The following is a 25,535-nucleotide window of genomic DNA, read 5'->3' as shown; positions in this document are numbered from 1 at the left end:
AATTAATTTTGTCTACCTGCTTATTTACGATAAACATCTTTTCGATGTTTACACTGTAAAATCTGTATTTTTTGATTAGAGTCATCAATTTCATAACGAACCCGATAATCCCCTATCCGAAGACGATATTCATTAGCAGAACCTTTCAATTTAACAATTCCTGTTGGTTAGTTTTAAAAGTCCAGTTAATCGATCTTTTTCTTCTAATGCTATTTGGATATTTCCTGCTGCTCTTTCGGGGTCATTCAGGGCAATATTTAGGGAGTATGATCTATCATATATTTTTCGAGTACACTATTAATTAAAGACTGATATCCTTGGGGAACTTGTTGTTTGTACCAAGCAATAACTGAGGGATCAAGCTGTATAGTTACAGGAACTTTTATCGCAGGGTTAACAGTCGCTTCTTGCCAAAATTCAGCATCAGTAGCAGGTACATCTGAATAATCTATATCAGAATCTTTCATCTGACCAAGGATCTTTAATTGTTCCTCTCTTGACATAGGCATAATAAATTTTTCTCTCCTCTGTATTAGCGCGTCTTGTGGATATGAGTCGTATTTTTTGTTCTCGTATGGTATAGACTGTAACATTGATTTATTCCCCGATAAATCACAAGTTAACTCTAAGGATGAATGCTTCCATCAGGCAAAATTGCTCCCCTTAAAATTGTCCCCGTTAACTTCACTAAAATTCGATTTCCTGCCCCAACTTTTGCCCCAGATAAATCCGCCTCGGTTAAATCTGCCCCACTCAAATCTGCCCCAATTAAATTAACTTCCTGTAAATTAGCTTGACGTAAATTAGCCTCAAGTAAATTAGCCCGAAATAAATTAGCCCGAAATAAATTAGCCTGTTCTAAATTAACTTTATGCAAAAAAGTATCACTCAAATCCGCATAACTTAAATTCGCTTGAATGAGTTTTCTACCCGATAAATCCTTTTCTTTTAAATTAGCCCCCCTCAAATCAACTCCCGTTAAATCTCGATAATAGGGACGTTCTGCTTGACTTTGAGAAGGACGACGATAACGATAATTAGTGGCAGTAGAAGGAGCAGTTTTTTCTTGAGTAACTGGAGTCCGACTCGACGGTTTAGATAATACTTGAACCGACTTAAGTTGTTCACGAGCGTGATTAATTTCTTGGAGTTTAGCCACCGCTTTAGCTAATAATCGCTCATTATCCTTCGGCAGACGATCAGGATGCCAAATGAACGCTAAATCACGATAGGCTTGGTTAATCTCCTCAAGAGATGCGCCTATCTGTAATCCTAACACTTTGTAATACTGTTCTATTTCTTTCATGACCACGCAGCTAAACTAACCAAAAAGCATATATCAGTTCAGACGGGTTAGGATGGGTTCGACTATAGGGCGTAGGGTCACTGAACTGATTATTCTTCTAGCATAACGGCTGTTTCAAAAGATGGGGCTTAAAAGATAAGAAAAAATTCCATACTCTAAAATTAGGGGAAACAGACCAAGACCATTTCCCCTCAAACCTAACGAATGGTTGAATATTCCTCGGATTTTTGGGAAACTGTCCCATTCACCCGACGAAGATTAGCCCCTAACTTCTGTAACTTTCCTGCTAAATTATCATAGCCTCGATCTAAATGCTGCAAACCTTGTACTACTGTAGTTCCTTGGGCAGCTAATCCGGCTAAAACTAAGGCAGCAGAAGCCCGTAAATCTGTAGCCATCACAGGCGCACCAGAAAGGAAAGGAACCCCCCGAACTACAGCAATTTTGCCCTTAACGCGAATATCAGCCCCCATACGTTGTAATTCTGCCACATGGCCAAAACGATTCTCAAACACCGTTTCTGTCACTACACTGCTTCCCTCACTTAAGGTTAACAGGGCCATAAACTGGGCCTGCATATCCGTGGGAAAACCAGGAAAAGGCAAGGTTTCAATATCCGTACCCCGTAATTCTCCAGGAATCAATCGTAGGCGATCAGACCCTTCTAAAATAACTTTAGGCCCCATCGCCTGTAATTTAGCAATCACCGAGGCTAAATGCTCAGGAAACACAGGTGCAAGACTAATTTCTGAATGAGTGATGGCCCCCGCAATTAAAAAAGTTCCAGCTTCAATGCGATCAGGAATCACATGATATTCTGTACTATGAAGCCGTTCTACCCCAGAAATGACAATTGTATTGGTTCCGGCTCCTTTAATATTAGCCCCCATAGACCGGCAGAAATTCGCTAAATCGATTATTTCTGGTTCTTGGGCCGCATTTTCAATGATAGTTTCTCCCTCAGCTAAAGTGGCCGCCATCATAATGGTTTCGGTGGCCCCCACACTGGGATAATCTAAATAAATTTTCGCCCCTTGTAACCGTTTGCGATTTCCTTTAACGCAAGCATGAACTACCCCATGTTCAATGCGAACATCCGCTCCCATTGCCTGTAAACCTTGTACATGGAGATCGACAGGTCTAGCACCGATCGCACATCCTCCAGGTAAGGGAACGCGAGTCATCCCTAACCGCGCTAATAAGGGGCCAATGACAAAGAAACTGGCCCGCAGTTGAGATACCAACTCATAAGGAGCTTGATCATGTCCGATATCTCTGGCATTAATTTCTAATATATCACCATTTCTTTGTAACTTAACCCCTAAAGCCGCCAAAATTTGGGTCATGCAGTGGATATCTACTAAAGAGGGTAGATTTCGTAAGCGACAGTCTTCAGAACAAAGCAATGCTCCAGCCATCAGCACCAAGGCCGAATTTTTCGCCCCACTAATGGTGACTTCTCCCTTTAACGAGTTACGTCCCTTGATTTCTAAGATGGGTTCTTTGGTTTCTAGATTAGCAGCCATAGGATTCGATATATAAGAGCGTTTTATGGTTATATCCTCCAAAAACTATAAACAGTTATAGTGTTCGGGCTAAATTCGCTTACAATGTAACCCGAATGATGAAAAAAGTCTAGTTTAAGTTCCACAACGGTGATTATTCGGTGGAATTTCCCTTCCTAATTCTTGAGTTCAACAACTGGCTTCTCCAGAAAAAAACTTGACTTATAGCATAAGTTGAGTAATAATAGGGATTTGGTTATTAAAATGCGGAACTGGCGGAATTGGTAGACGCGCTAGATTCAGGTTCTAGTGTCCGCAAGGACTTTCGGGTTCAAGTCCCGAGTTCCGCATCAACAATGAGGAGTTTTAATCTTCCCTCTCCCTAATGATTACCAGTGTTAGGAATCCTCTCGTTAAGCAGATTAGACAATTGCATCGTACTAAGGGACGGCGCGAACAAAACCTGTTTCTTTTGGAAGGAACTCACTTATTAGAGACTGCCTGTGATACGAATTGTTCCCTTGTGACTCTGTGTTATACTGAGCAATGGTTTATTCGTTATCCTCAATTGCACTCAAAAGCTAGTCAAAAGGCTCAACGTAGCGAGTTAGTAACCCCAGAAGTTCTGGAAACTATGGCTACCACTGTTAATCCTGATGGGGTCATTACAACAGCCGTTTATCAACCTTTGATGACTTCAGCGATCGCGGATTTTCGTTTAGGGTTAATCTTAGAAAGATTACAAGATCCGGGCAATTTAGGCACTATTATTAGAACCGCCGCAGCGATAGAAATTGATGGAATTTGGTTAAGTGATGATAGTGTTGATATTGATCATCCTAAAGTATTACGAGCCTCTGCTGGAGCTTGGTTTCATCTTCCAATTACCATGACTTCAGACTTAGTTAATCTCATTAAAACCTATCAAGAAGGTGGGGTAAAAGTTATTGCTACTTTACCAGATGTTAATCGAACTTATTGGGATTTAGATTTAACTCAACCAACTTTAATTTTACTAGGAAATGAAGGAGCAGGATTATCTCAAGATTTAATTAATTTAGCTGATGAAACCGTGACCATTCCTTTAGGTAAAGGAGTTGAATCCTTAAATGTAGCGATCGCAGCAGCATTAATCTTATATGAAGCCAAACGACAACGAACAATGGACAATTGATAATTATTTACAAACCATTCTCCCACACATAAAAGTAGGGGTCAACGGCCATTGATCCTTACAATGATCAAACTTTATAGATTGTAGGTTGGGTTGAGGCACGAAACCCAACAAATAAGTAGCTGGACAAAAATAAACGTTACGGTAAAATTTATAGTATTAGTAGCAGAAAAATCGCTATGATTAAAGTTGGTAGACAAACTATCCAAAGTTTAACGACTCAATCGCTTTTAGGAGTTATCAGTACCGATGACACAAGCAACTCAAGTCCAAGCCAAAGGCATTCAACTGACCGAAACTGCCCTCAATCATGTCCTAATGTTACGAGAACAACAAGGAAAAGATCTTTGCTTGCGTGTAGGGGTTCGTCAGGGAGGATGTTCAGGAATGTCCTATATGATGGAATTTGAAGAACCCGGTCAAAATACTCAACAAGATGAAGTCTTCGACTATGAGGGATTTAAACTAATCTGCGATCGCAAAAGTCTCCTGTATCTCTATGGACTGGTTCTCGACTACAGTAATGCCATGATCGGTGGTGGTTTCCAATTTACTAATCCTAACGCCAATCAAACCTGCGGTTGTGGGAAATCTTTCGGCGTATAAATTTCATCGGGTTGGGGACTACCAAATCCCTAACCCCATTTAGTTCAAATTTTGCTATATTGTTGATTGATATTCATTTTGTGACCTAAATATGACCAAAAAAAAGGTTTCAAGCCGCCTCTTTTAAGGGGATATAAATAAAAATATTCGTTGCTTCAAGCTACCGACTTGTTGGCGGTAGTAACTGATAACTGATAACTGATAACTGATAACTGAAATGACCGATTCTTTAGAAACCGCCTTTGAAGAAGGATTAGAACGATATAAACAAGGAGAATCTCCCGCCACCCTAATTCCTCATTTTAAACAAATTTGCGATTGCGCCCCCAAAAATGCCCCCGCTTGGGCCTGTTTAGCTTGGTTATACTTACTCGACGAAAAACCAGCACTGGCCCTCAAAGCTGCTCAAAAAAGTGTTAAACTCGATGGTAGACCGCCTCAATCTCGTGTTAATCTAGCCTTAGCCATGTTAGATAACGGGTCTACAGGGGTCAGAGTTCACATAGAAGCAGCCCAACAAATCATCTCCCTCGACAAAAACATTCGGGATGATGTGGCTGATAATATCGAAGACGGTTTAACTCGTAAACCCGACTGGAAAAGTCTGCAACGGGTTAAAGATTGGTTATTTTCTGCCTAATAATTATGAATTTGTCAAAAACCCAGTTAATAGGACTCAAAGCGGATGATTTTCGTCATCCTCTCGACCAACAAGCTACTGCCACCTTAAAACAACTTCCGGGCCTCGATATGATGGTACGAAGTTTACTGGGTTCCGTCGCGGAACAATTTTTCTATCTCAATAATATTGCTGCTAGTATTCTCGTTAACGACAAACAACTCCCCCATCTGTACAATTTGCTGACTGATGCTTGTGGTATCCTCGATATGGAACCGCCTCAATTATATATCCAGCAAAATCCCGTCCCTAACGCTTATACCTTTGCTATGCAGGGAAAACAACCCTTTATGGTGTTACATACTTCCCTGATTGAAATGTTAACCCCTCAAGAAATTCAAGGGGTAATGGCCCATGAATTAGGTCATCTTAAGTGTGAACATGGGGTTTACTTAACCTTAGCAAATATGATGGTTTTAGGGGCTAGATTATTGCCCAATTGGGGAACAGCTATCGCCCAATCGTTACAAAACCAAATGTTAGAATGGTTGCGCTGTGCAGAATTTAGTTGCGATCGCGCCGCTTTATTAGCGACCCAAGACCCCAAAGTTATTATGTCAATTTTAATGAAGTTGGCCGGAGGTTCCCCCACTTTGGCCCCACAGTTAAACCTAGAGGCATTTATTCAACAAGCGAGGGATTACGATGCTATTAGCGACACCATATTAGGAGAAATGCTCAAACAGCTACAAACGGAACAATTAACCCATCCAGTCCCAGTATTGCGGGCTAGAGAGATTGATCGTTGGGCTACTTCACAAGATTATAACCACTTGTTAGAAACGCGCCAAATAGAGTATAATCAAAAAGCGAATCCCAAGGGCGGATGGCGGAATTGGTAGACGCACCGCACTCAAAATGCGGCGGCTTCGGTCATGCGAGTTCAAGTCTCGCTCTGCCCATATTCTCACGACAGTTCGTAAAAAAATACTATGTAAATAAAGCCCGCCTTTGCGGGCTAATGTGAGATTATTAGTTATTAATTAATCTCCTTATAATTCTTCTCCAGGTTCTAAAATTCGTTGAAAAAGATAACCTGTTCCTCTAGCAGTTAGAATCAATTCAGGATTACTCGGATCATCTTCTAATTTGGCCCTTAAACGAGAAATATGTACATCTACTACACGAGTATCTACATGACGTTCAGGGGTATAACCCCAGACTTCTTGTAAAATTTCTGAGCGAGAAAAAGGTTCCCCCGAACGACTTACTAATAATTCGAGTAAACTAAATTCCATTCCCGTTAAACGAATGCGTTCATCTCCTTTATAAACTTGTCGTTTATTAGTATCAATTTTAATCGAACCAATGGAAATAACCCCAGAACTGGGAATACCAGGGGCCCCATTTTTTTCGACCCTTCGTAATACTGAACGAATTCTAGCTTCTAACTCTTTGGGAGAAAAAGGTTTAACGACATAATCATCTGCTCCTAATTCTAATCCCGTAATGCGATCGGCCACATCTCCTAAAGCCGTTAACATAATAATAGGAATATCCGATTCCTTGCGTAACTCCTGACACACCCCGTAACCATCGAGTTTAGGCATCATTACATCTAACACCACTAAGTCAGGTTCCGTCTTGTGAAAGATATCTAAGGCTTCCTCTCCATCGGCTGCGGTAACGACATCATAGCCAATCATAGACAGGCGGGTTTCCAAAATGCGGCGGATACTCGCTTCATCATCAACGACCAGGATTTTCTCTTTATGAATTTCCAATGGCTCCAACACTCCTTAATTTAAGTAGAATTGCTAATTTTTAAGTTAAATAGAGATCCTTGGAGATTCTCCTATTTCTAGAATATCGCTTTATCGTTATGATTAAGCTTAAATTATTGAGTCATTACCTTGCTTCAAGCCTAGTTTAAAATTTTTCTAAGCGTTATTCCTCTTTATCATTTTCTCAGGTTTTTTAACCTTTCTTCAAAAAAATCCCATGGCAAAATCTCGAACCATTTATATTTGTAGCACCTGTGGATCTCAATCACCTCAATGGTTTGGCAAATGCCCCAGTTGTGGTGTTTATGGCACTTTGGAAGAACAAATGGTTACTCCTAGTTCCTCTGGAGGGGTTGCACGAAACGGACGGCAATCTCATAACCATTCGGATAATCGTCCCCAGGTTCCCCCAAAACCTCGTATTTCGATGCCATTTAATGAGATTAGAGAAGAAGAACAAGCTAGGTTTCCTTCTGGATATGGAGAATTAGATCGGGTATTAGGAGGAGGAATTGTTCCTGGTTCTTTAGTGTTAATTGGCGGTGATCCTGGTATTGGAAAATCAACTTTATTATTACAAACTGCTAATCAATTATCCCAAAGATTACCCCGTATTCTCTATGTTTCGGCGGAAGAATCAGCCCAACAAATTAAATTACGGGCCTCTCGTTTAGGGGTCGCTGAAGCGAGTAGCGTAACAGAAGCCAAAGAGTCGGAAAATAATAACGAAAATGGGAAAAAAAAACCAGTTATAATTTCTCAAAAAATGGAAGATAAAGCCAATCTTTTTATTCTTCCAGAAACGGATCTAGAGGAAATTTTAAAGGAATTAGAATCTTTACAACCCCAAGTGGCTGTTATTGATAGTATTCAAACTATTTATTTTGCGGCCTTAACTTCGGCCCCTGGTTCTGTGGCCCAAGTTAGAGAATGTACTTCTGCTTTAATGCAGGTGGCAAAGCGGGATAATATTACTTTATTTATTGTTGGTCATGTCACGAAAGAAGGGGCAATTGCGGGCCCGAGAGTTTTGGAACATTTAGTAGATACAGTATTATATTTTGAAGGCGATCGCTATGCCTCCCATCGTCTATTAAGATCGGTTAAAAATCGCTTTGGGGCTACTCATGAAATTGGGATATTTGAAATGGTAGAAGCGGGATTAGTTGAAGTGGCTAACCCTTCGGAATTATTCTTAGGAAATCGGGATGAATTCGCCCCAGGAACTGCAACTGTTGTTGCTTGTGAAGGAACCCGTCCCTTAGTCGTAGAATTGCAAGCTTTAGTCAGTCCCACCAGTTATGCTTCTCCTCGTCGTTCGACTACAGGAGTTGATTATAGTCGTCTACAACAGATATTAGCCGTATTAGAAAAAAGGGTGGGAATTCCTTTATCAAAATTAGATGCTTATGTTGCTTCTGCGGGAGGTTTAGGAGTAGAAGAACCGGCCGCAGATTTAGGAATAGCTATGGCAATTGTAGCCAGTTTTCGAGATAGAATAGTTGACCCTAGAACTGTTTTAATTGGTGAGGTAGGATTAGGAGGACAAGTGCGTTTAGTGTCTCAAATGGAATTACGTTTAAAAGAGGCCGCTAAGTTGGGATTTAAACGAGCAATTGTGCCTAAAGGACAGAGTTTTGCTGATGATATTGGTTTGGAAATTATTCCCGTTGGTAAGGTAATTGATGCAATTATTTCTGCTATTCCTCCTCAACAAAAGTTGGGGGGAGAAATGTCTGATTTTAGTGAGGAAGATGAGGAAATAGATGAATAAAGCTTGTCAGTTTATTAATTTAATTAATTCTGATAATTTCATTCTTTTAGGTTGTCTAATACAGAAGAAATTAATGATTGTAAAAGAGGTAGATCTTGTTTAACAGTATCCCAAAGCACATCTAGCTTAACAGAAAAATATTGATGGGTCACTTTATCCCTCATTTTGGCGATGTCTTTCCAAGGAATTTGAGGATATTGTTGTCTGATATTATCGGGAAGTTTTTTGATGGCTTCCCCAATAATTTGTATTGCTCTTGCTACTGCAAAAATAGTTTTTTTATCCTGACAAAATTCATCAAAGTTCATCCCTTCTGTAAATTCAATTGCTAATTTAATAGCTTCTTCTATGTCTCTTAAATAATCTTCACTATATCGCTTAATCATAGATAAATTACTTCTGAAATAATTTGTTGACTAATTTTAGATTTTAGGCTATTCTTCATTACTAAATCAACATTAACTCCTAATAAATCACTGAGATAGTTTTCTATGTGACAAAAGGTTAATAAACCAAAACGATATCCTGATTCAAATTCAATCAAAATATCTAGGTCACTTTCTGGTGTTGCTTCCCCTCTTACATAAGATCCAAAAATTCCCAATTGTTTGATATGATATTGTTCTTTTAAATGAGGTTGATGCTCTCGTAAAATAGTTTTAATGGTTTCTATCTGGTTCATTTTTGTCTATTCCCTGGATAAAATGTAAGATGATGATTTCAAAAGCATATCTATATTTTATAGCTTAAGCGGTCCCATTCTGAATATAATAAGGAAAAATGGAAAGATGATCCGTACTTCTAGTCAACAAACCTATACTGATTGACTGATTGAGTACCAACCTAAAACAATTAAAACAGAGGAGGAATATCAGAGAGTTTTATCGATAGTAGAAAAAATGATGTCTTGTGAATTAACGAAAAATGAAACTGCGCTTTTTGAGTTATTAGTCCTTCTTATAGAGAATTATGAATCTCTATACTATCCTCTTGAAAAGCCAACTTTTCAGGCAACTTTGGAATCATTAATACATGAGTTTGATGTAGAAAAAAATACTCTAGTTCCAATATTAGGATCGATTGAAACTGTTAATAATATTCTTAGTGGTAGAGAAAAAATTTGTAAATCTCAAGCAGAAAAATTAGCTAATTTTTTTAATTCTTTAAGTTCTGAACTTTCTTTGATAGATGAAAAATTTAGAGATTGTTTATAAACAAAACCCTAAGTATTTTGCGTTATCTAAATGCTTATTATTCGATTATAAACTAAGTTTTTTATCATATAGTAAGATACAGATATTAATGGGTTTAGGTGCGTTACGCTACGCTAACACACCCTACATTTGCTAGGGCATAATGGTATTATGTCCCTACGATAATTTTATATCCAACTAGGCAATAACATTCTCATATTAAATTCTTTTTGAGATAAAGGAAGTCCTAAATAAATTGGTAGCCAATAAATAAAGGCTATAATAATTAATATTATCAGTCCCATTGCCACTCGACGATTTAAAGAATTTTTACTCATTAAAGAACTATCCATAATCCAAGCTAAGGCTAACCATGAAAATACATAAGATGCCATATAATGGTATAGAAAAGTACAACGACTTACTTTAATCCAAGGTAATAAATTAACAGTATAATTCACTAATATATAAACTGCTATTGCTGGATTTAAAGAAACTACATTTTTTTGTTTAATAAATGATATACTAAGTAAAGTAATTATGGTAAAAATAGCAGCAGTAGAAAACCACCATAAAACCGGATTACCCATTGCATGGACATCATAAATAATCTTACCTGAATCAGTCTCTTGAGGTCGATAAAGATAGGCGATAGTGCGTCCCATAAATAACCAAGTATACCAGTTAGAACAATATTTATGAACTTGTGGACTATTGCCAATTTGATGATGAAAAACCCAGATTTTGTGTTGCACTTCCCACCAATTATATTGAGGATTCATCAACAAGTGAGGAAACCAAAGAAGACTATAAGTTACAGCAGGAATAATCAATAAATTTAAAAATAGTAATGGTAATTTAACCGAATTAATTTGATTAAATAATCCCCAATTTATCAAAAATAATCTGTTTAAGAATTGATTATTTTTGAAATTTTCAATTCTTCGCTGTAATAAACTACATAACCAAACCATTAAAATAATTAGATAAATTCCTCCTAAAAATCCTAAACCATTCCATTTTACAGAAGCCGTTGCACCGAAAAAAATACCACTTAATGTTAAATAAATATACTTTTTTTGATTTAAAAATAACAAAAAAAATAACTGACCTAATAACCCAAAACCAACTAAATAAATATTGTTTAAAGCATAACGAGATTCTACTAAAAATAAGCCATCCATAGCCGCCAAAAAAGTGACGATTAATGTATAACTACGACGATTAGTTAATTGATAAGCGATCGCGCCGACTAATAAAGGAAGAAAAGAACCTGTTAAGGCATTTAACCAACGATAACTAAAGGTTGAACGTAAAGAACCCGTTAAATCATTCGTCATCTCAGGGGAGGATGGCAAATGAGAACCTAACCAAATTCCAATAGCAATAATATATTGACTTAAAGGAGGATGAGAATTAAAAAAAGTTTTGCCAATCAAATAATAATTAGCATATTTAGCATAATAAAATTCATCAAATACCAATATATTAAATTGTCCTAACTGCCAAAATCGTAAAATTAAAGACAGTAAGAAAATAGCTAACATTGCCAAACGAAACTGAAAAACAGATAAATTAGTCATAGGCTAATTGTTAATTGTTCATTGTTAAAGTTTTGCTGCTAATGGGTAACAAATTTGAGAGTCACCGAGTAAGATAAAAAAGAGTAGATCTATATAACTAGACCCATTCCCTGTGACTCGAACCTATTCTTCTCACTCTCTACCTCAACAGCAACAAGCTTGGCATACTTATTCCTCTCAGACAACTCTAGACCTACTAGAAACCAGTTCTGATACAGGATTAACTTCAGAATCCGTCAGCGAACGTCAACAACACTACGGCCTCAATGAAATTGAAGAAACTGCCGGCCGCAGTAATTGGGATATCTTTCTCGATCAGTTTAAGAACGTTATGTTAATTATGCTGATCGTGGTAGCTATTATTTCGGGTGTCTTAGATTTAGTCGCATTGCAACAGAATGGTATAGATAAGACCGGAGTTCCCTTTAAAGATACGATCGCTATTTTTGCCATTGTTATTTTAAATGGACTTTTGGGGTATCTGCAAGAAGTTCGCGCCGAAAAAGCCTTAGCTGCCCTCAAACGCCTCTCCTCCCCTCAAGTTCAAGTGATTCGGGATGGCAAACGTCTAGAAGTACAAGCTCCATCTTTGGTTCCTGGAGATATCATTTTGCTAGAAGCTGGCGATCAATTATGTGCTGATGGACAAATTATTGAAGCTGCTAACCTACAAATTCGAGAATCTGCCTTAACCGGAGAAGCTCACGCCGTTGATAAACATTGTAGCACCTTCGGTTTAGAAGAAGAAGCTTCCATCGGCGATCGCAACAATATGGTCTTTACTGGAACTGAAGTAATCCAAGGCCGAGGTAAAGTAGTCGTCACTAATACAGGAATGACGACAGAACTGGGAAAAATCGCCCAAATGCTACAATCTGTCGAAACTGAACCTACCCCCTTACAAAAGCGGATGACCGACTTAGGGAACGTTCTTGTCACAGGATCGATGATTTTAGTAGGATTAGTAGTTGTTGGGGGCGTAATTAGGTCTGGATGGGGAATGTTACAATCTTTGGTGGAAATTTCCCTCAGTATGGCGGTTGCTGTCGTTCCTGAAGGTTTACCCGCCGTTATTACTGTTACCTTAGCATTAGGAACCCAACGCATGGTAAAACGCCATGCTTTAATTCGTAAACTTCCGGCCGTAGAAACGTTAGGATCTGTCAATGTTATTTGTTCCGACAAAACTGGAACCCTGACTCAGAATAAAATGGTAATCCAGGAAGTAGAAACCCCTCAAGGCAATTTTAGGGTCACAGGGAACGGATATGAACCATTAGGGGATTTTCTCGGTACGGATCATCAACAGGTTGATCTTAACCAATATGGGGAACTGCAAGGCTTATTATTAGCTGGAGTCCTATGCAATAATGCTCATCTGAGTCAGGAAGACGGAGATTGGAGTATTCTCGGAGATCCCACAGAAGGGGCCTTACTGGTTTTGGCAGGAAAAGCCGGATTAGAACAGGATAACTTAGAATCTCCTTTGCCAAGAGTAGGAGAATTTCCTTTTTCCTCAGAACGCAAACGCATGAGTATCATTGCTCAAACGACACCAGGCGATCGCCTATTAAACTGGCAACCTGAGCAAAACACCCCTTATTTAATGTTTAGCAAAGGTTCTCCTGAATTAATTTTAGAACGATGTCAATCTTATCAAGAACAAACTCAGATTTATCCCCTAACTTCTGAAAAACGCCGAGAAATTCTTGAAGGTAACAATGGCATGGCTAAACGGGCGTTACGGGTGTTAAGCTTGGCTTATAAACCACTTGATCACATTCCAGAAGCTAAAACAGAGGATATTTACGAACAAGACTTAATTTGGTTAGGATTAGTGGGGATGATGGATGCTCCCCGGCCTGAAGTCAGGGCCGCAGTGATCAAATGTCGGGCCGCAGGTATTCGTCCCATTGTTATTACTGGAGATCATCAATTAACGGCCCAAGCGATCGCCCAACAATTGGGAATTTCTCAACAAGGAGATAAAGTTCTCACGGGACGGGAGTTAGAGCGACTTTCTCAAACAGAATTAGAACAAGAAGTAGAATCAGTTAGTGTGTATGCGCGTGTCTCCCCTGAACATAAACTGCGCATTGTGCGGGCTTTACAGAAACAGGGTAAATTCGTCGCTATGACAGGAGATGGGGTCAATGATGCCCCCGCCCTCAAACAAGCAGATATAGGCATTGCTATGGGCATTACAGGCACAGATGTGAGCAAAGAAGCGAGTGATATGGTATTACTCGATGATAATTTTGCGACGATTGTGGCTGCAACGGAGGAAGGACGGGTAGTTTATACGAATATTCGTCACTTTATTAAGTATATTTTAGGGAGTAACATCGGAGAAGTAATTACTATTGCAGCGGCCCCTATCATGGGACTATCTGGGGTTCCTCTGAGTCCCTTACAAATTCTGTGGATGAACTTAGTTACTGATGGTTTACCGGCCTTAGCATTAGCGGTTGAACCGGCCGCACCTAATATTATGAGTCGTCCCCCTTTTAGTCCCACAGAAAGTATCTTTGCGCGGGGGTTAGGTTTCTATATTGTTCGTATTGGCATTATTTTTGCAATTATTACCATAAGTTTGATGTCTTGGTCTTTTAATGATGCTCAAAAATCGGGACATCCTGATAGTTGGAAAACAATGGTATTTACAACTTTGTGTATTGCTCAAATGGGCCATGCGATCGCGGCTCGTTCTAGCACTCGTTTAGCCATTGAAATGAATCCGTTATCGAATCCTTATCTTTGGGGAGCAGTTATTGTTACCACTATTCTACAATTAATGTTAGTTTATGTTGAACCGTTACGCAATTTCTTTGATATGGAAATTTTAACAGGGCAACAATTAGTCATCTGTTTATTCTTTAGTAGTTTAATGTTTGTTTGGATAGAATTGGAGAAATTAATCATTCGTTTTTTCAGACGAGGACAATAATTATAGTAATCCCTAGATCTATTGTAACATTTTAATTGTAGGTTGGGTTGAGGAACGAAACCCAACACAGTAAACTTTAAGTTCCCTGTTCCTTGTTCCCTGTTCCCTGTTCCCTTTAACTACTTAGGATTTCGGTTTATAAGTTGAAGAAACCTGCAGTTCTTTTAACTGTTTAGGTTCAACTGTTGCGGGGGCTTCTGTTAGTAAACAACTCGCCTGTTGTGTCTTTGGAAAAGCAATTACATCACGAATAGAGTCTTCTTTTGCTAATAACATGACTAACCGATCTAATCCGTAAGCAATGCCCCCATGAGGTGGGGTTCCATACTCAAAAGCTTCTAATAAAAAGCCAAATTTGTTGTATGCTTCTTCCTTAGATAATCCAATAGTAGTAAATACTTTTTCTTGGACATCTTTTTGATAAATCCTGAGACTCCCGCCCCCAATTTCTATGCCATTATAGACTAAATCGTAAGCTTGCGCTCTGGCAGTAGTCAAATCGGCTAAATCTTCAGGATTTGGGGCTGTAAATGGGTGATGAAGGGCTTCAAATCGTTTTTCATCTTTATTCCATTCAAACATGGGAAAATCTGTAATCCAAAGCAAATTAAGTTGATCTCGATCAATTAATCCTAATTGTTCTCCTACTACTAATCTTAACCGAGATAAAGATTTATTAACGGTGTCTGTATCTCCGGCCCCAAAGAGTAATAAATCTCCCGATTTTGCCCCAGTTCTAGTTAATAATTCTATCTTTTGTTCTTCGCTTAAATTATCTTTAATTGCCCCAATTGTATCAATTTTATGATCATCTTTAACTCGAATATAAGCAATGCCTTTCGCCCCTGCATCCGTCGCTTCTTTAAATAAATCTCCTCCTGGTTTAATCCGCACATTAGAGATAGTTTCGTTACCTCCAGGAATAGGTAAAATTTTGACTTTACCTCCCGTTTCCACCGCTTCGGAAAATACTTTAAATCCGCTATCTTTGACTATATCAGAAACATCAACTAATTCTAAATCAAAGCGAGTATCAGGGCGATCATTTCCGTATTTTTCCATTGATTCCGCATAGGTTAAACGAGGAAAAGGACGGGGTAAATCAATATTTTTTACCGTTTTGAAAATATGACAAACTAATCCTTCATTGAGGTTTAAAATTTCCTCCTGAGACATGAAACTCATTTCTATATCTAATTGGGTAAATTCCGGCTGTCGGTCGGCCCGTAAGTCTTCATCCCGGAAACAACGAGCAATTTGATAGTAGCGATCGCATCCCGATACCATTAATAATTGCTTAAATAATTGGGGTGACTGAGGTAAAGCATACCATTGTCCAGGATTAGCACGAGAAGGTACTAAATAATCTCTGGCCCCTTCAGGAGTTGAACGAGTTAAAATAGGGGTTTCTATCTCCATAAACTGCTGTTCATCTTCGAGATAACGACGCATTGCTTTAACCACTGCATGACGCAATTGTAAGTTTTTTGCCATGCGATCGCGTCTTAAATCTAAATAACGATATTTCAGACGAACATCTTCTCTAACTAATTCTGCTTCGGTACTAGATATGACAAAAGGTAATTGTTTATTGACTCCGTTGAGTAATTCAATGCTATCAGCGTAAATTTCCACTTCTCCGGTGGGTAATTTGGGGTTGAGAGACTCAGAAGGACGTTGAGATACTCTACCGACGATTTTGACTACATACTCGCTACGTAACTTCTCTGCGTCGGGGTATGATTCGGGAGTACGTTGCGGATCACTGACAATTTGTATGACACCTGTGCGATCACGTAAGTCAATAAAGATCACCCCTCCATGATCCCTTCGGCGATCAACCCATCCAAATAAGGTAACAGTTTTCTTAATATCACTTGCTCGTAAGTCACTACAATAATGGGTTCGCATCGCAATTAATCTAGGTTTCTATCATAATACATAATGTAACACGCCTTAAATTAGGGCTGCTAATTTAAGACGCATTGCCCATTATCACTTATTTAGTGGCTTTCGATGGGCTTTTTTTAGATCCAGTTAAGATTTAGGGGGGAATTTTAAGCGATCGCCTTATCTGTTGTTATTATTTTAAAAAGATTATGAAAATAAATACCAAATGAAAACGACCGAATTTTTAGATAAATTTAAACATTAGAGTTTGATGAATGGATAGGGGAAGTTTGGATGCTAGAAACATTATATCAAGATCAAGCAGAAATTGAGGGGATAGAATTTGTTGATTGATGATTATTTTCATTCTATTACTAATTTAATTAAATTTTGTTCAATATCATAAACATCTCAATAGTGAGCATACCATTATTTCCTCTAATGCTCCCTTATTAACTGATGTTCTTAAAGAGATTGAGGAACTTATATTAACGGAGAAAAATATCTTATTTTAGTTATTCCAATCTCCATTAGTATCACATAAAAAACCATGATTAAGTAATTGGTCAAAGGAATAAGGAGAAGATTCAGGAAAAGTTCGTAAAGGTAAATCAGTTTCTCGTAATGTTAAATCAACCCCTGCTTCATAACCATCAATAATAGCATCTTCTAGGCGAGATTTTAAACTTGGATTATGGCGTAAATGTCTTTTAATTGCTCGACGTTGTTCTCGAATTGTTAAGAACCAACTACGGGAACGTTTTTCTGACTGATATTGCCATTTTAATAAGTGACCAATTAAAACCGATAAACGATTTACTAATTCTCGATATTCTTGTCTTCCCAATGCTTGAATTTCCTCTTGAAGATTTGACCAGTCTAAATCTAGAATTTGCTGATTTTCCAGGGCTTTTGCTTGTTGTTGAGTCCACCCATAAAAATCTGTTTCGTATAGAGAATAATTATCCATAATTTTCTATTTCTCTTGTCTCTATATTTATTTTATCTTTCAGATTCATATTCAACAATAATGCTTTGGATATCCTCTACTGCTATGTCAGTTTGTTGAGATTTTGAGTAAATAGTTAATAAAATAATCCCTTTGGCTGTTTTAACATAGTAAATGAGGCGATAACCACCGCTTTTACCTTTTTTAATATCGCTATTTCTCACCCGTAACTTAAAAACTTCGTATCCAATGTTAGGAATGCGATCACCTAGTATTTCCCCTTGTTGTAGTTGTTCAATAACTGGTTGAATATCGTTACGAATGCTGAGATATTTTTTAGCTAGTTTGCGAAGATTTCGTTGAAATCTTCGTGTTGTTTCTACTTGAATAAATGGTAGTTCAGGCATTCTCAATTCCTTCCCAAAGTTGAGAAACAGGAATTGTTTGTTCCGTCATTGCTTCATACCAAGCTTGACGAAAATCTTTAAGTATATCTTCTTTTGATTCTATAGATTCATCATTTTCTTTAAGATCTACTGTTTCTGAAATAAGAACAATTACCTCTACACGGCTATTTTGCCTAATATTTAAGGGTTGTTCCAATAACAAACTTCCTTTTTCATCAACGGTTGCCATAACTTTAATTGCTTTCATAATTCCTTTTTGCAATTGTTGAGTATCAAGTGTCTTGTTTAACATATCTGTTGCCGTAAAAACCCTATCTCCTATTATAGCTTGACTTTAATTTGGTCGAGAATTTCTTCTAATTTAGCAACCGTAATGGGTAAATCTATCGGTTGACCATTAAACGCAAAGAAAGGGGTTCCATTTAAACCTAATATCTCAGCTATTTTTATATCTTCATTAATAGCAATTTTTGCTTCATTAGTTTGGCGATCGCTCTCAAACTGTTCTAGATTTAAGTTCAAATCTTGTGCAATTTTTGTATATAATTCTTTCCCTAATTTGTCTTGATTTTCAAACAAAGCATCATGATATTCCCAGAATTTTCCTTGTTGTTGTGCTGCCCAAGCTGATTGAGAAGCTAATTGTGCTTGAGCATGAATACTATTAAGAGGAAAATGTTTATAAGTAAAGGTTACTTCATCTTGATGTTTATCCATAAAATCTTTAACAATCTCATCTACTTTAGCGCAAAAAGGACATTGAAAATCCGAGAATTCTACTAAGACAATTTTAGATTCTTCTGCACCAGTAATCGGAGAATTCCCGATAATAGAATCAGGTTCAGTGATCATTTGTTGAAAAAATGCTAATTTATCTTGCTTTGATTTTTTCTCTTGTTGTTGTTGATAAGCTACAACAGATTCAATTACAACTTGGGGATTATCCCGAATAATTTGTAATACTTGATCAGATAATTGGCTAGTTCCTAACAGAGAATTCGTACAACCACTTAACGTCATTAATCCCATTAATAAACTAACGAAAATCACCAATAATTTACTCATAGTCATTACTTCACTTTTAATTAGATAAAACCTATCCTACTTTACCAAAAAATCCGGCCTCTAATCGAAACCGGATCATAATCAATTCAAAATTCAAAAGTTATAGGGATAAACCTAATTTTAATCCCAAAATGCCATGAGCAATTAACACAATAGCAACCACACCACCTAAATAAGCATGAAACGTACGATAACCTTCTTTTTGTTCCCCACCAAACCCAATTAAAGGAGTAATTGCACTAATAGCCATTAATCCTAAAACGACCGAACCTGTCCAAAAATGGGGACTATTAAGAACCGGTTGTTTTTGCATTACTAAAGATAACACCCCGCCAGTATATCCTAAAGAGATAAATAGAAATACCCAAGGGGCTAATTGACGATGAGAAGCGCGACTTTTTGCCACTTCTTCCCCATCTTTAATAAACCGACTACGCCACCCCATATAGGCAGTAAAACTACCCATTACTAACACAACAATTCCCATCATCACCGGATGTCCCCAATGGACAATCAAGTCAGGAATTCCTAACGTGCGAAACCAAGCGGCAAGGGGTTCTAGCAAATCTGCAAGTCTGTCTCCCATAGGTTTAATGCCTTATCACAAATTTTAACAGGAAATATTATTATTATATTAAAAAATTGTTCCCAAAAACCGTTTTCAAAGGTAACTTAAGAAGCTAACCTGAGAGAGTGTATAGAAAATTTTAAGAGTTCTTATGACATTTACGCAAAATCCGATTAAATTTGGTACTGATGGCTGGCGTGGGGTGATTGCGGCTGATTTTACCTTTGAAAGGGTCGCTATGCTTGCTCCTTTAGCTGCTATTGTGTTAGAAAACAATTATGGCACTGCTTCGAGTAATCGCTGTATTATTGTGGGATATGATCGTCGTTTTCTGGCTGAAGAATTTGCTCAACTGACGGCCGAAGCTATACAGGAAGCTGGGTTTGATGTTATTTTGTCAAATTCTTATGCCCCTACCCCTGCCTTTAGTTGGGCAGCAAAAATGCAAAATGCTTTAGGGGCTATTGTTTTAACCGCTAGTCACAATCCGGCCAAGTATTTGGGGTTAAAAGTAAAAGGGGCTTTTGGGGGGTCAGTTTCTCCCGAAATTACCCAACAAATTGAAGCATTATTACCTAATCCCCCAGTTTTTTCGGGGCCTGCGGGTACATTAACTTATTTTGATCCTTGGGAAAGTTATTGTGACGGGTTACGTCACAAAGTTGATATTAATGCCATTCAAACAGCTATTGAATCGAGTAAATTAAGAGTATTTGCTGATGTAATGCACGGGGCAGCCGCTACAGGTTTAGAACGTTTATTAGGCTGTCCTATTGAGGAAATTAATAGCGATCGTGACCCCTTATTTGAAGGAGGTGCGCCGGAACCTTTACCCCGTTATCTTTCTAAGTTATTTAATACCATAAAAACGGCTGCTAGTCAAGAAGAAAATAGTTTAAGAGTGGGGTTAGTTTTCGATGGAGATAGTGATAGGATTGCGGCGGTTGATGGACAAGGCAATTTTATGAGTTCCCAGATTTTAATTCCTATTTTAATCGATCATTTAGCCAAAAGAAAAGGGTTAACGGGAGAGATTGTTAAAACGGTAAGTGGTTCTGATTTATTTCCCCGTTTAGCTAAACTTTATAACTTGTCTGTTTATGAAACTGCGATCGGTTATAAATATATTGCTGATCGAATGTTAGTCTCTGATGTATTAATAGGAGGAGAAGAATCTGGAGGAGTTGGTTACGGAACTCATATTCCTGAACGGGATGCTTTATTATCTGCTTTATATGTTTTAGAAGCAGTGGTAGAAAGTGGGGAAGACTTGGGGGAATATTATGCCAAGTTACAGGAAAAAACTGACTTCTATAACGCCTATGATCGGATTGATTTACCTTTAACTAGTATGGAAGTTCGAGGAAAATTAGTCGAAAGTTTGGAGACAAAACCTTTAACAGAAGTTGCCGGTCAAGCAGTTACAGATTGTGATCAAACAGATGGGTATAAGTTCCGTTTAAGTGATGGAAGTTGGTTACTAATTCGTTTTAGTGGTACGGAACCTGTTTTAAGATTATATTGTGAATCTTTGACCTTAAAACAAGTTCATGAAACCTTGAGTTGGGCTAAAAATTGGGCAAGTTCTGTTTAAAGTTTTAGGTTAAACTAGATCAAGATGGAACCAACAACAGAACAAGCAAAAGGACTTTATCGACTGTGTTATCGGCTGACCAATATTATTTATCCTGGATAGCCATATAAAAGTATACAACTCATTCGTATTGATGAGCGTACAGGAAATTTATATGTGCTTTCTGGAGATAATTTGGATTTCGAGATTAAAGCGACAGGAGGATATGAACCATGACAACACTTAATTATGATGAAATGAGTCTTGATGAGTTGCGTCGATACGTTTTAAATTATCGAGAAGATTTGAATGCTTTTTATGCTTATATTGAGCGTTCAAAAGCAACTGGAAGAATGATTACAATTGACACAAATGATCAGGAATGGGAAGATAAATTAACTCATCAAATTGAAAAAGTTACTTCATCAAAATCTGATCAAGATTAGTTAAATCATGGTTTAAATTGTTTTTATAGAGACGTTATAAATAACGTCTCTATTCATCAAATAATAAATTATCAGAATGGACATACAAGAAGAAAAATCAGAACCTATTATTAAATTAGGGCAGTTTATGAAATGGCAAAACTTGGTACAAACTGGTGGAGAAGCAAAGATAAGAATTCAAGGAGGGGAAGTAATAGTTAATGGTAGTATTGAAACGCGACGGGGACGTAAGTTAGTAACAGGAGATGTTGTTACATTTAATGGGAAAAGTTATGAGGTCAATTTGTCGTAGGGATAATTATTATGTCTTACAGTAATTTCAATTTAGAGAGAGTTAAACATAAATTTCATCTAAAAACTATAGAAGAATTTGGTATTTTTGCTGACATATTACCTGTAGAAAGTAGTAACTTATTAAAACAGATACTACAGGATAATTTACCTATTGCCATTGCTAGTAATAGTGAAAAAGCAAGATCAGAGATGATTATTGCCCCGATTTTAGTTGAACTTAAACGAAAATTTAGAGATGAAATTAATCTATTTTCTGGGGTTAATTTTACTGTTGATGAAACTCAAGAGTTGAATGGTATTTGTGATTTTTTAATTAGTCATTCTCCTGAAAAATTGTTTATTGCTGCACCTATTATTATCTTAGTCGAGGCGAAAAAAGAAGATTTGAATGCAGGGTTAGGTCAATGTATTGCTGAAATGGTTGCCGCACAAATATTTAATCAACAAGAGAATAATGAGATTTTCATAATTTTAGGTGTAGTCACTTCGGGGACAAACTGGCGTTTTTTGAAGTTACACAATACAGATATTTTTATTGATTTAACGGAATATTATTTGTCTGATTTGAATAAGATATTAGGTATTTTGGCGAGTAGTATTGAACAATTCAGATAGTTATGGTCAAGGATGTGTTACCATTTAATTAAGTGTCCTAATCATTCGTTAGGAGTTAATAGTATATGTTGCAGTCATTACATATTGAAAATTTTAGAAGTTTCCAGGAATTTGATTTAGAAAATCTGGGTAAGATTAATCTACTTGTGGGAGAAAATAATAGTGGCAAAACATCTATTTTAGAAGCAATTGAAATATTTTGCTACAATGGTCATCTAAATATAATTTTACAATTAATGGAATATAGAGGTGAATATTTTTGGAACAACAATCAAATTCAAGGAAACCGTGAACGTGAATATGTAATTAGGCATCTTTTTCATGGTCATGAAATTAACCCAGGAAATCAGTTTTTAATTAGGGGTACAGACAATAATAAGCAAGAAGAAGAATTAATTATATGTATAGATTCATATATTAGAGAGATAAATCTTGACTTGACTGATAGAGAGGATGAAAGTGATAATGAAAATATAGGAACTCTTGATTTAATTATCAAATCAAATCAGATTCCCTTAATTATTGAACCGATAGAAGTACATTTATTGCCCAATGATACTATTTCTCAAAAATCTGTCCCACGTAAATTTAAAACAATACATTCGGGTTTCTTAACTAAGACAAAACGAATAACTCCTTTATCTTTAGATATCACAGATTTAACTCAATTGTTTGATAATATTGTTTTAAGTCCTAATGAACAATTAATTATTGAAGCACTTCAAATTATTGAACCCAAAATTGAAAGAATTGCTTCAGTAGGGAAAGAAAAGTATAGCATAAATTCTAGATTTTATGGAGAAAGTGGAGGATTTGTTATTAAATTTTCTGATCAAAGACATCCAGTACCCATAGGTAGTTTAGGGGATGGTATTTGGCGAATTTTGTCTATTATTTTGGCAATGGTTAATCTAGAAAATGGAGTTTTATTAGTGGATGAAATTGATACAGGATTACACTTTACAACCTTATTTGATATGTGGAAAGTAATTTTATTAACTGCCAGAAAACTCAATATACAAGTTTTTGCCACAACCCATAATAGTGATTGTTGGACGAGTCTGGCAAGTTTAATTCAAAAAGAAGAAATTGAAGATAATGAAATTACCATTCAACGAATAGAACGGGATAGAAAGAAAGCAGTTGCTTTTAATTCTAAACAAATTGTCATTGCTGCTGAAAGAGGGATTGAGGTACGTTAAATATGACAACAAAAGCCTTAAAAAAGCTATTAGTAGAAGGAGATGAAGACAAAAGAGTTATACCAGAATTAATTGAAGCAAATGGTATTACTTGGGGACAGACAAAAGATACAGCTATCGTTAAAATTAAATCTTATGATGGTATTGAGAATTTACTTGATAAAGATGTAATATATACAGAGTTGGAAGATAGAGGATTAATATCATTAGGTATCATTATTGATGCAGATGATGACCCTTTAGATAGATGGCAAAGTATTCGTAATGTCTGTTTACCAACAATTACTGATCTTCCCCAAGAATTACCATAAACAGGTTTATTGCATTCATTTCAACATAATAGCAAAGATCTAAAATTTGGTGTTTGGATGATGCCAGATAATAAAAAAAGAGGAATGTTAGAAACTTTTTTAGAATATTTAATTCCTGAGAATAATAATCATCTTTGGGAATATAGTAAAGAAGTTGTTCAAGAAGCAAAGATAAAAAATGCACCTTTTAAAGAAACCTATACAGATAAAGCTTATATTCATACCTGGTTAGCATGGCAAAAAACACCAGGAAGACAATTACATGATGCTATTAAACAAAAATTTTTAGTCCCAACAAATCCTCAAGCACAAATATTTGTTAATTGGTTTAAATCTCTTTATGATTTATGAGTTTAGTCTAATTCATCATCATCTGGTAAATTTTCCATTTCTTGTGCAATTAAATCTTGAAAATTTTCTCCACAATGTATTTGTAAATGAATAGCTGATGTCATTAACTCAGCAAGAATTTGAGCTTTTTGTTTAGGACTTAGTTCAGGTAATTGAAGTTGATTAATTAAAGTAGTAACATTACTGCATTCTTCAGATAATTCTAATAATAGATAGTTTAAGGTAGAATTGCTAATAGATAAATTTCGTTCTCTTAGCTGCATAATCAATTATCTCCCTAGTCGTTTATAAGCTTGTTTAATCCCTTTGTCAAAGGCATTTATCTCAGCTTCCCAATGATGAATAAGTCCTTGGTCTGGTCGTTCTTTTTCATATTCTTTTCTGATTTTTTCTCGATGTTCGTCAATACGCTTCATTAAAGATCGTATCGTTTTTTGATGATTTTTCTTTCCCATGATTAAATCAAACCGAATTTTTAGCTATAATTTCTTTAAATTGGGCCAACCGTCTCAATTTAACTGTGTGAGGAAAGGAAAAATTTGTGTTAAATCTAATCAATAGCTTACAACTTCTCTGTTTAGTTCCCATTTTAGGGGGTTCTGTCTTCTCTATCTTAACCGTGGGGACAGTCAAACGCTTCTTTAAGCGATCGCCCAAAAAAACGAATTTCAAACCACCTGTCAGTATTTTAAAACCCGTTAGGGGTTTGGAAAAAAATCTCAAACGCAACTTGCGAACCATCGCAACTCAAAACTATCCTGACTATCAAGTTATTTACTCCGTACAAGACCCCAAAGATGCCGCTTATCCTATCTTAAAAGAGATTCAAGCAGAATTCGGCAGTGACCGTATTTCAGTCGTAATTAGCACCATTGAAGCAGGAGCCAACGGGAAAGTCAATAACCTTTTAGGGGCTATCAAAGAAGCGCGACACGATATTATTATTATCAGCGACAGTGACACCAATTTACAACCTGATTATATCGAAAATATCGTTAATCCTCTAGTTAATTCTGATGTCGGTTGTGTCTGTACTCCTTTTAAAGTTACGAAAGCAAATACTTGGTATGAGAAACTAGAATTATTGACCATAAATGCAGATTTTATGCCTAGTGTAATGTTTGCAGAAGTAACCGGTGCATCTAATTCTTGTTTAGGGCCATCTATTGCTATTCGACGGTCAACTTTAGACGAATTAGGAGGTTTAGAAAGTTTAGCAGATTATTTAGTAGAAGACTACGAAATTGGGCGACGAGTTTGGACTTCTGGCAAAAAAATGGTACTTTTACCTTATATGATAGATGTAGCCGTAGATTTAGCAAATTGGCGTAATTGGTGGAGTCATCAAGTTTATTGGGATCAAAATACTTATT

At 36.9% G+C, this 25,535-nt stretch carries 29 protein-coding genes, 2 tRNA genes and 2 pseudogenes; 17 read left to right on the top strand and 16 right to left on the bottom strand.

All coding sequences use genetic code 11. The features are described from left to right. Positions 1-20 precede the first annotated feature (20 nt). The 4 genes from AsFPU1_RS10055 to murA form a co-directional block, all read right to left on the bottom strand. Complete coding sequence (locus AsFPU1_RS10055) at positions 21-149, bottom strand: type II toxin-antitoxin system RelE family toxin (RefSeq protein ID WP_227873457.1); 129 nt, start codon at positions 147-149, stop codon at positions 21-23. A 108-nt stretch (positions 150-257) separates the two neighbouring features. Continuing rightward, complete coding sequence (locus tag AsFPU1_RS10050; protein ID WP_124973608.1) at positions 258-509, bottom strand: BrnA antitoxin family protein; 252 nt, start codon at positions 507-509, stop codon at positions 258-260. A 116-nt stretch (positions 510-625) separates the two neighbouring features. Continuing rightward, on the bottom strand, positions 626-1,306 hold the full coding sequence (locus AsFPU1_RS10040; protein WP_124973606.1) for a pentapeptide repeat-containing protein: 681 nt from the start codon (positions 1,304-1,306) through the stop codon (positions 626-628). Between the two features lie 197 nt (positions 1,307-1,503). Next, a complete protein-coding gene (gene murA, locus AsFPU1_RS10035) occupies positions 1,504-2,832 on the bottom strand; it encodes a UDP-N-acetylglucosamine 1-carboxyvinyltransferase (protein ID WP_124973604.1) in 1,329 nt (442 codons plus the stop codon). Between the two features lie 245 nt (positions 2,833-3,077). Here murA and AsFPU1_RS10030 point away from each other — a divergent pair. The 6 genes from AsFPU1_RS10030 (at position 3,078) to AsFPU1_RS10005 (ending at position 6,172) form a co-directional block, all read left to right on the top strand. Next, positions 3,078-3,161: transfer RNA gene (locus AsFPU1_RS10030), tRNA-Leu, on the top strand. Positions 3,162-3,196: 35 nt separating this feature from the next. Then, positions 3,197-3,985, top strand: a complete 789-nt coding sequence (locus AsFPU1_RS10025; RefSeq protein WP_124973602.1) for a TrmH family RNA methyltransferase — start codon at positions 3,197-3,199, stop codon at positions 3,983-3,985. A 249-nt stretch (positions 3,986-4,234) separates the two neighbouring features. Then, positions 4,235-4,591, top strand: coding sequence for an iron-sulfur cluster assembly accessory protein (locus AsFPU1_RS10020; RefSeq protein WP_124973600.1), 357 nt, complete (start codon positions 4,235-4,237; stop codon positions 4,589-4,591). 217 nt (positions 4,592-4,808) lie between these two features. Continuing rightward, positions 4,809-5,231: a tetratricopeptide repeat protein gene (locus AsFPU1_RS10015; protein WP_124973598.1), complete on the top strand. Its 423-nt coding sequence runs from the start codon at positions 4,809-4,811 to the stop codon at positions 5,229-5,231. 5 nt (positions 5,232-5,236) lie between these two features. After that, entirely contained in the window at positions 5,237-6,112 is an 876-nt protein-coding gene (locus AsFPU1_RS10010) for a M48 family metallopeptidase (RefSeq protein ID WP_124973596.1), read from the top strand. Beyond that, positions 6,091-6,172: transfer RNA gene (locus AsFPU1_RS10005), tRNA-Leu, on the top strand. The genes AsFPU1_RS10010 and AsFPU1_RS10005 overlap by 22 nt, the downstream gene beginning before the upstream one ends. 90 nt (positions 6,173-6,262) lie before the next feature. Here the strand turns inward: AsFPU1_RS10005 and rpaB are convergent. Continuing rightward, the gene (gene rpaB / locus AsFPU1_RS10000; RefSeq protein ID WP_124973594.1) at positions 6,263-6,994 is read right to left on the bottom strand and encodes a response regulator transcription factor RpaB; all 732 of its coding nucleotides are present in this window, start codon (positions 6,992-6,994) and stop codon (positions 6,263-6,265) included. Positions 6,995-7,211: 217 nt separating this feature from the next. Between rpaB and radA the strand changes: the two genes are divergently transcribed. Continuing rightward, positions 7,212-8,768 (top strand): DNA repair protein RadA, encoded by a 1,557-nt coding sequence (radA, locus tag AsFPU1_RS09995; protein ID WP_124973592.1) that lies wholly within the window; start codon positions 7,212-7,214, stop codon positions 8,766-8,768. A gap of 38 nt (positions 8,769-8,806) precedes the next feature. Here radA and AsFPU1_RS09990 read toward each other — a convergent pair whose 3' ends face one another. Both AsFPU1_RS09990 and AsFPU1_RS09985 read right to left on the bottom strand, forming a co-directional pair. After that, the gene (locus tag AsFPU1_RS09990) at positions 8,807-9,154 is read right to left on the bottom strand and encodes a HepT-like ribonuclease domain-containing protein (RefSeq protein WP_124973590.1); all 348 of its coding nucleotides are present in this window, start codon (positions 9,152-9,154) and stop codon (positions 8,807-8,809) included. Beyond that, positions 9,151-9,450: a nucleotidyltransferase family protein gene (locus AsFPU1_RS09985; RefSeq protein ID WP_124973588.1), complete on the bottom strand. Its 300-nt coding sequence runs from the start codon at positions 9,448-9,450 to the stop codon at positions 9,151-9,153. The genes AsFPU1_RS09990 and AsFPU1_RS09985 overlap by 4 nt, the downstream gene beginning before the upstream one ends. Before the next feature lie 217 nt (positions 9,451-9,667). Between AsFPU1_RS09985 and AsFPU1_RS09980 the strand changes: the two genes are divergently transcribed. After that, on the top strand, positions 9,668-9,982 hold the full coding sequence (locus tag AsFPU1_RS09980; protein ID WP_227873456.1) for a helix-turn-helix domain-containing protein: 315 nt from the start codon (positions 9,668-9,670) through the stop codon (positions 9,980-9,982). 167 nt (positions 9,983-10,149) lie between these two features. Here the strand turns inward: AsFPU1_RS09980 and AsFPU1_RS09975 are convergent, their stop codons facing one another. Further along, positions 10,150-11,544: a phospholipid carrier-dependent glycosyltransferase gene (locus AsFPU1_RS09975; protein ID WP_124973586.1), complete on the bottom strand. Its 1,395-nt coding sequence runs from the start codon at positions 11,542-11,544 to the stop codon at positions 10,150-10,152. A gap of 112 nt (positions 11,545-11,656) precedes the next feature. Here AsFPU1_RS09975 and AsFPU1_RS09970 point away from each other — a divergent pair, with 112 nt between their 5' ends. Further along, a complete protein-coding gene (locus AsFPU1_RS09970) occupies positions 11,657-14,491 on the top strand; it encodes a cation-translocating P-type ATPase (RefSeq protein WP_124973584.1) in 2,835 nt (944 codons plus the stop codon). A gap of 123 nt (positions 14,492-14,614) precedes the next feature. Here the strand turns inward: AsFPU1_RS09970 and aspS are convergent, their stop codons facing one another. From aspS to AsFPU1_RS09940, 6 genes are all read right to left on the bottom strand, one after another. After that, on the bottom strand, positions 14,615-16,402 hold the full coding sequence (gene aspS / locus AsFPU1_RS09965) for an aspartate--tRNA ligase (protein ID WP_124973582.1): 1,788 nt from the start codon (positions 16,400-16,402) through the stop codon (positions 14,615-14,617). Between the two features lie 490 nt (positions 16,403-16,892). Continuing rightward, on the bottom strand, positions 16,893-17,351 hold the full coding sequence (locus AsFPU1_RS09960) for a DUF29 domain-containing protein (RefSeq protein ID WP_124973580.1): 459 nt from the start codon (positions 17,349-17,351) through the stop codon (positions 16,893-16,895). 32 nt (positions 17,352-17,383) lie between these two features. Then, entirely contained in the window at positions 17,384-17,737 is a 354-nt protein-coding gene (locus AsFPU1_RS09955) for a type II toxin-antitoxin system RelE/ParE family toxin (protein WP_124973578.1), read from the bottom strand. Next, complete coding sequence (locus tag AsFPU1_RS09950) at positions 17,730-18,029, bottom strand: type II toxin-antitoxin system RelN family antitoxin (RefSeq protein WP_227873455.1); 300 nt, start codon at positions 18,027-18,029, stop codon at positions 17,730-17,732. Before AsFPU1_RS09950 ends, AsFPU1_RS09955 begins: the two co-directional genes overlap by 8 nt. Before the next feature lie 29 nt (positions 18,030-18,058). Then, positions 18,059-18,802, bottom strand: coding sequence for a DsbA family protein (locus AsFPU1_RS09945; protein WP_124973628.1), 744 nt, complete (start codon positions 18,800-18,802; stop codon positions 18,059-18,061). A gap of 100 nt (positions 18,803-18,902) precedes the next feature. Then, positions 18,903-19,388, bottom strand: a complete 486-nt coding sequence (locus tag AsFPU1_RS09940) for a DUF4079 domain-containing protein (protein WP_124973576.1) — start codon at positions 19,386-19,388, stop codon at positions 18,903-18,905. Between the two features lie 133 nt (positions 19,389-19,521). Here AsFPU1_RS09940 and AsFPU1_RS09935 point away from each other — a divergent pair, with 133 nt between their 5' ends. The 7 genes and pseudogenes from AsFPU1_RS09935 (at position 19,522) to AsFPU1_RS23425 (ending at position 24,162) form a co-directional block, all read left to right on the top strand. Then, positions 19,522-20,964 carry a phosphoglucomutase/phosphomannomutase family protein gene (locus tag AsFPU1_RS09935; protein ID WP_124973574.1) on the top strand — a complete coding sequence of 481 codons (1,443 nt, stop codon included), beginning with the start codon at positions 19,522-19,524 and terminating at the stop codon, positions 20,962-20,964. A gap of 24 nt (positions 20,965-20,988) precedes the next feature. Then, positions 20,989-21,180, top strand: a pseudogene (locus AsFPU1_RS23535) (DUF6888 family protein). Further along, positions 21,177-21,389, top strand: a complete 213-nt coding sequence (locus AsFPU1_RS09925) for a DUF6887 family protein (RefSeq protein ID WP_124973572.1) — start codon at positions 21,177-21,179, stop codon at positions 21,387-21,389. Before AsFPU1_RS23535 ends, AsFPU1_RS09925 begins: the two are co-directional and overlap by 4 nt. Before the next feature lie 76 nt (positions 21,390-21,465). Beyond that, a complete protein-coding gene (locus AsFPU1_RS09920) occupies positions 21,466-21,681 on the top strand; it encodes an RNA-binding S4 domain-containing protein (protein WP_124973570.1) in 216 nt (71 codons plus the stop codon). Positions 21,682-21,692: 11 nt separating this feature from the next. Continuing rightward, positions 21,693-22,298, top strand: a complete 606-nt coding sequence (locus tag AsFPU1_RS09915; RefSeq protein WP_124973568.1) for a hypothetical protein — start codon at positions 21,693-21,695, stop codon at positions 22,296-22,298. A 65-nt stretch (positions 22,299-22,363) separates the two neighbouring features. After that, the gene (locus tag AsFPU1_RS09910; RefSeq protein ID WP_124973566.1) at positions 22,364-23,500 is read left to right on the top strand and encodes an AAA family ATPase; all 1,137 of its coding nucleotides are present in this window, start codon (positions 22,364-22,366) and stop codon (positions 23,498-23,500) included. Between the two features lie 2 nt (positions 23,501-23,502). Further along, a pseudogene (locus AsFPU1_RS23425) lies at positions 23,503-24,162 on the top strand (DUF3226 domain-containing protein). A 2-nt stretch (positions 24,163-24,164) separates the two neighbouring features. Here AsFPU1_RS23425 and AsFPU1_RS09900 read toward each other — a convergent pair. Both AsFPU1_RS09900 and AsFPU1_RS09895 read right to left on the bottom strand, forming a co-directional pair. Beyond that, complete coding sequence (locus tag AsFPU1_RS09900) at positions 24,165-24,425, bottom strand: hypothetical protein (protein WP_124973564.1); 261 nt, start codon at positions 24,423-24,425, stop codon at positions 24,165-24,167. A 6-nt stretch (positions 24,426-24,431) separates the two neighbouring features. Beyond that, positions 24,432-24,578, bottom strand: a complete 147-nt coding sequence (locus tag AsFPU1_RS09895) for a hypothetical protein (protein WP_227873452.1) — start codon at positions 24,576-24,578, stop codon at positions 24,432-24,434. Positions 24,579-24,703: 125 nt separating this feature from the next. Between AsFPU1_RS09895 and AsFPU1_RS09890 the strand changes: the two genes are divergently transcribed. Then, a partial coding sequence (locus tag AsFPU1_RS09890; RefSeq protein ID WP_125061095.1) for a ceramide glucosyltransferase occupies positions 24,704-25,535 on the top strand: 832 nt, incomplete at its 3' end.

Origin of the sequence: Aphanothece sacrum FPU1 (assembly GCF_003864295.1) — a bacterium.
Lineage (GTDB): Bacteria > Cyanobacteriota > Cyanobacteriia > Cyanobacteriales > Microcystaceae > Aphanothece_B > Aphanothece_B sacrum.
The sequence above is the reverse complement of the archived record's forward strand: the minus strand, read 5'-3'. Positions and strand labels throughout refer to the sequence as shown.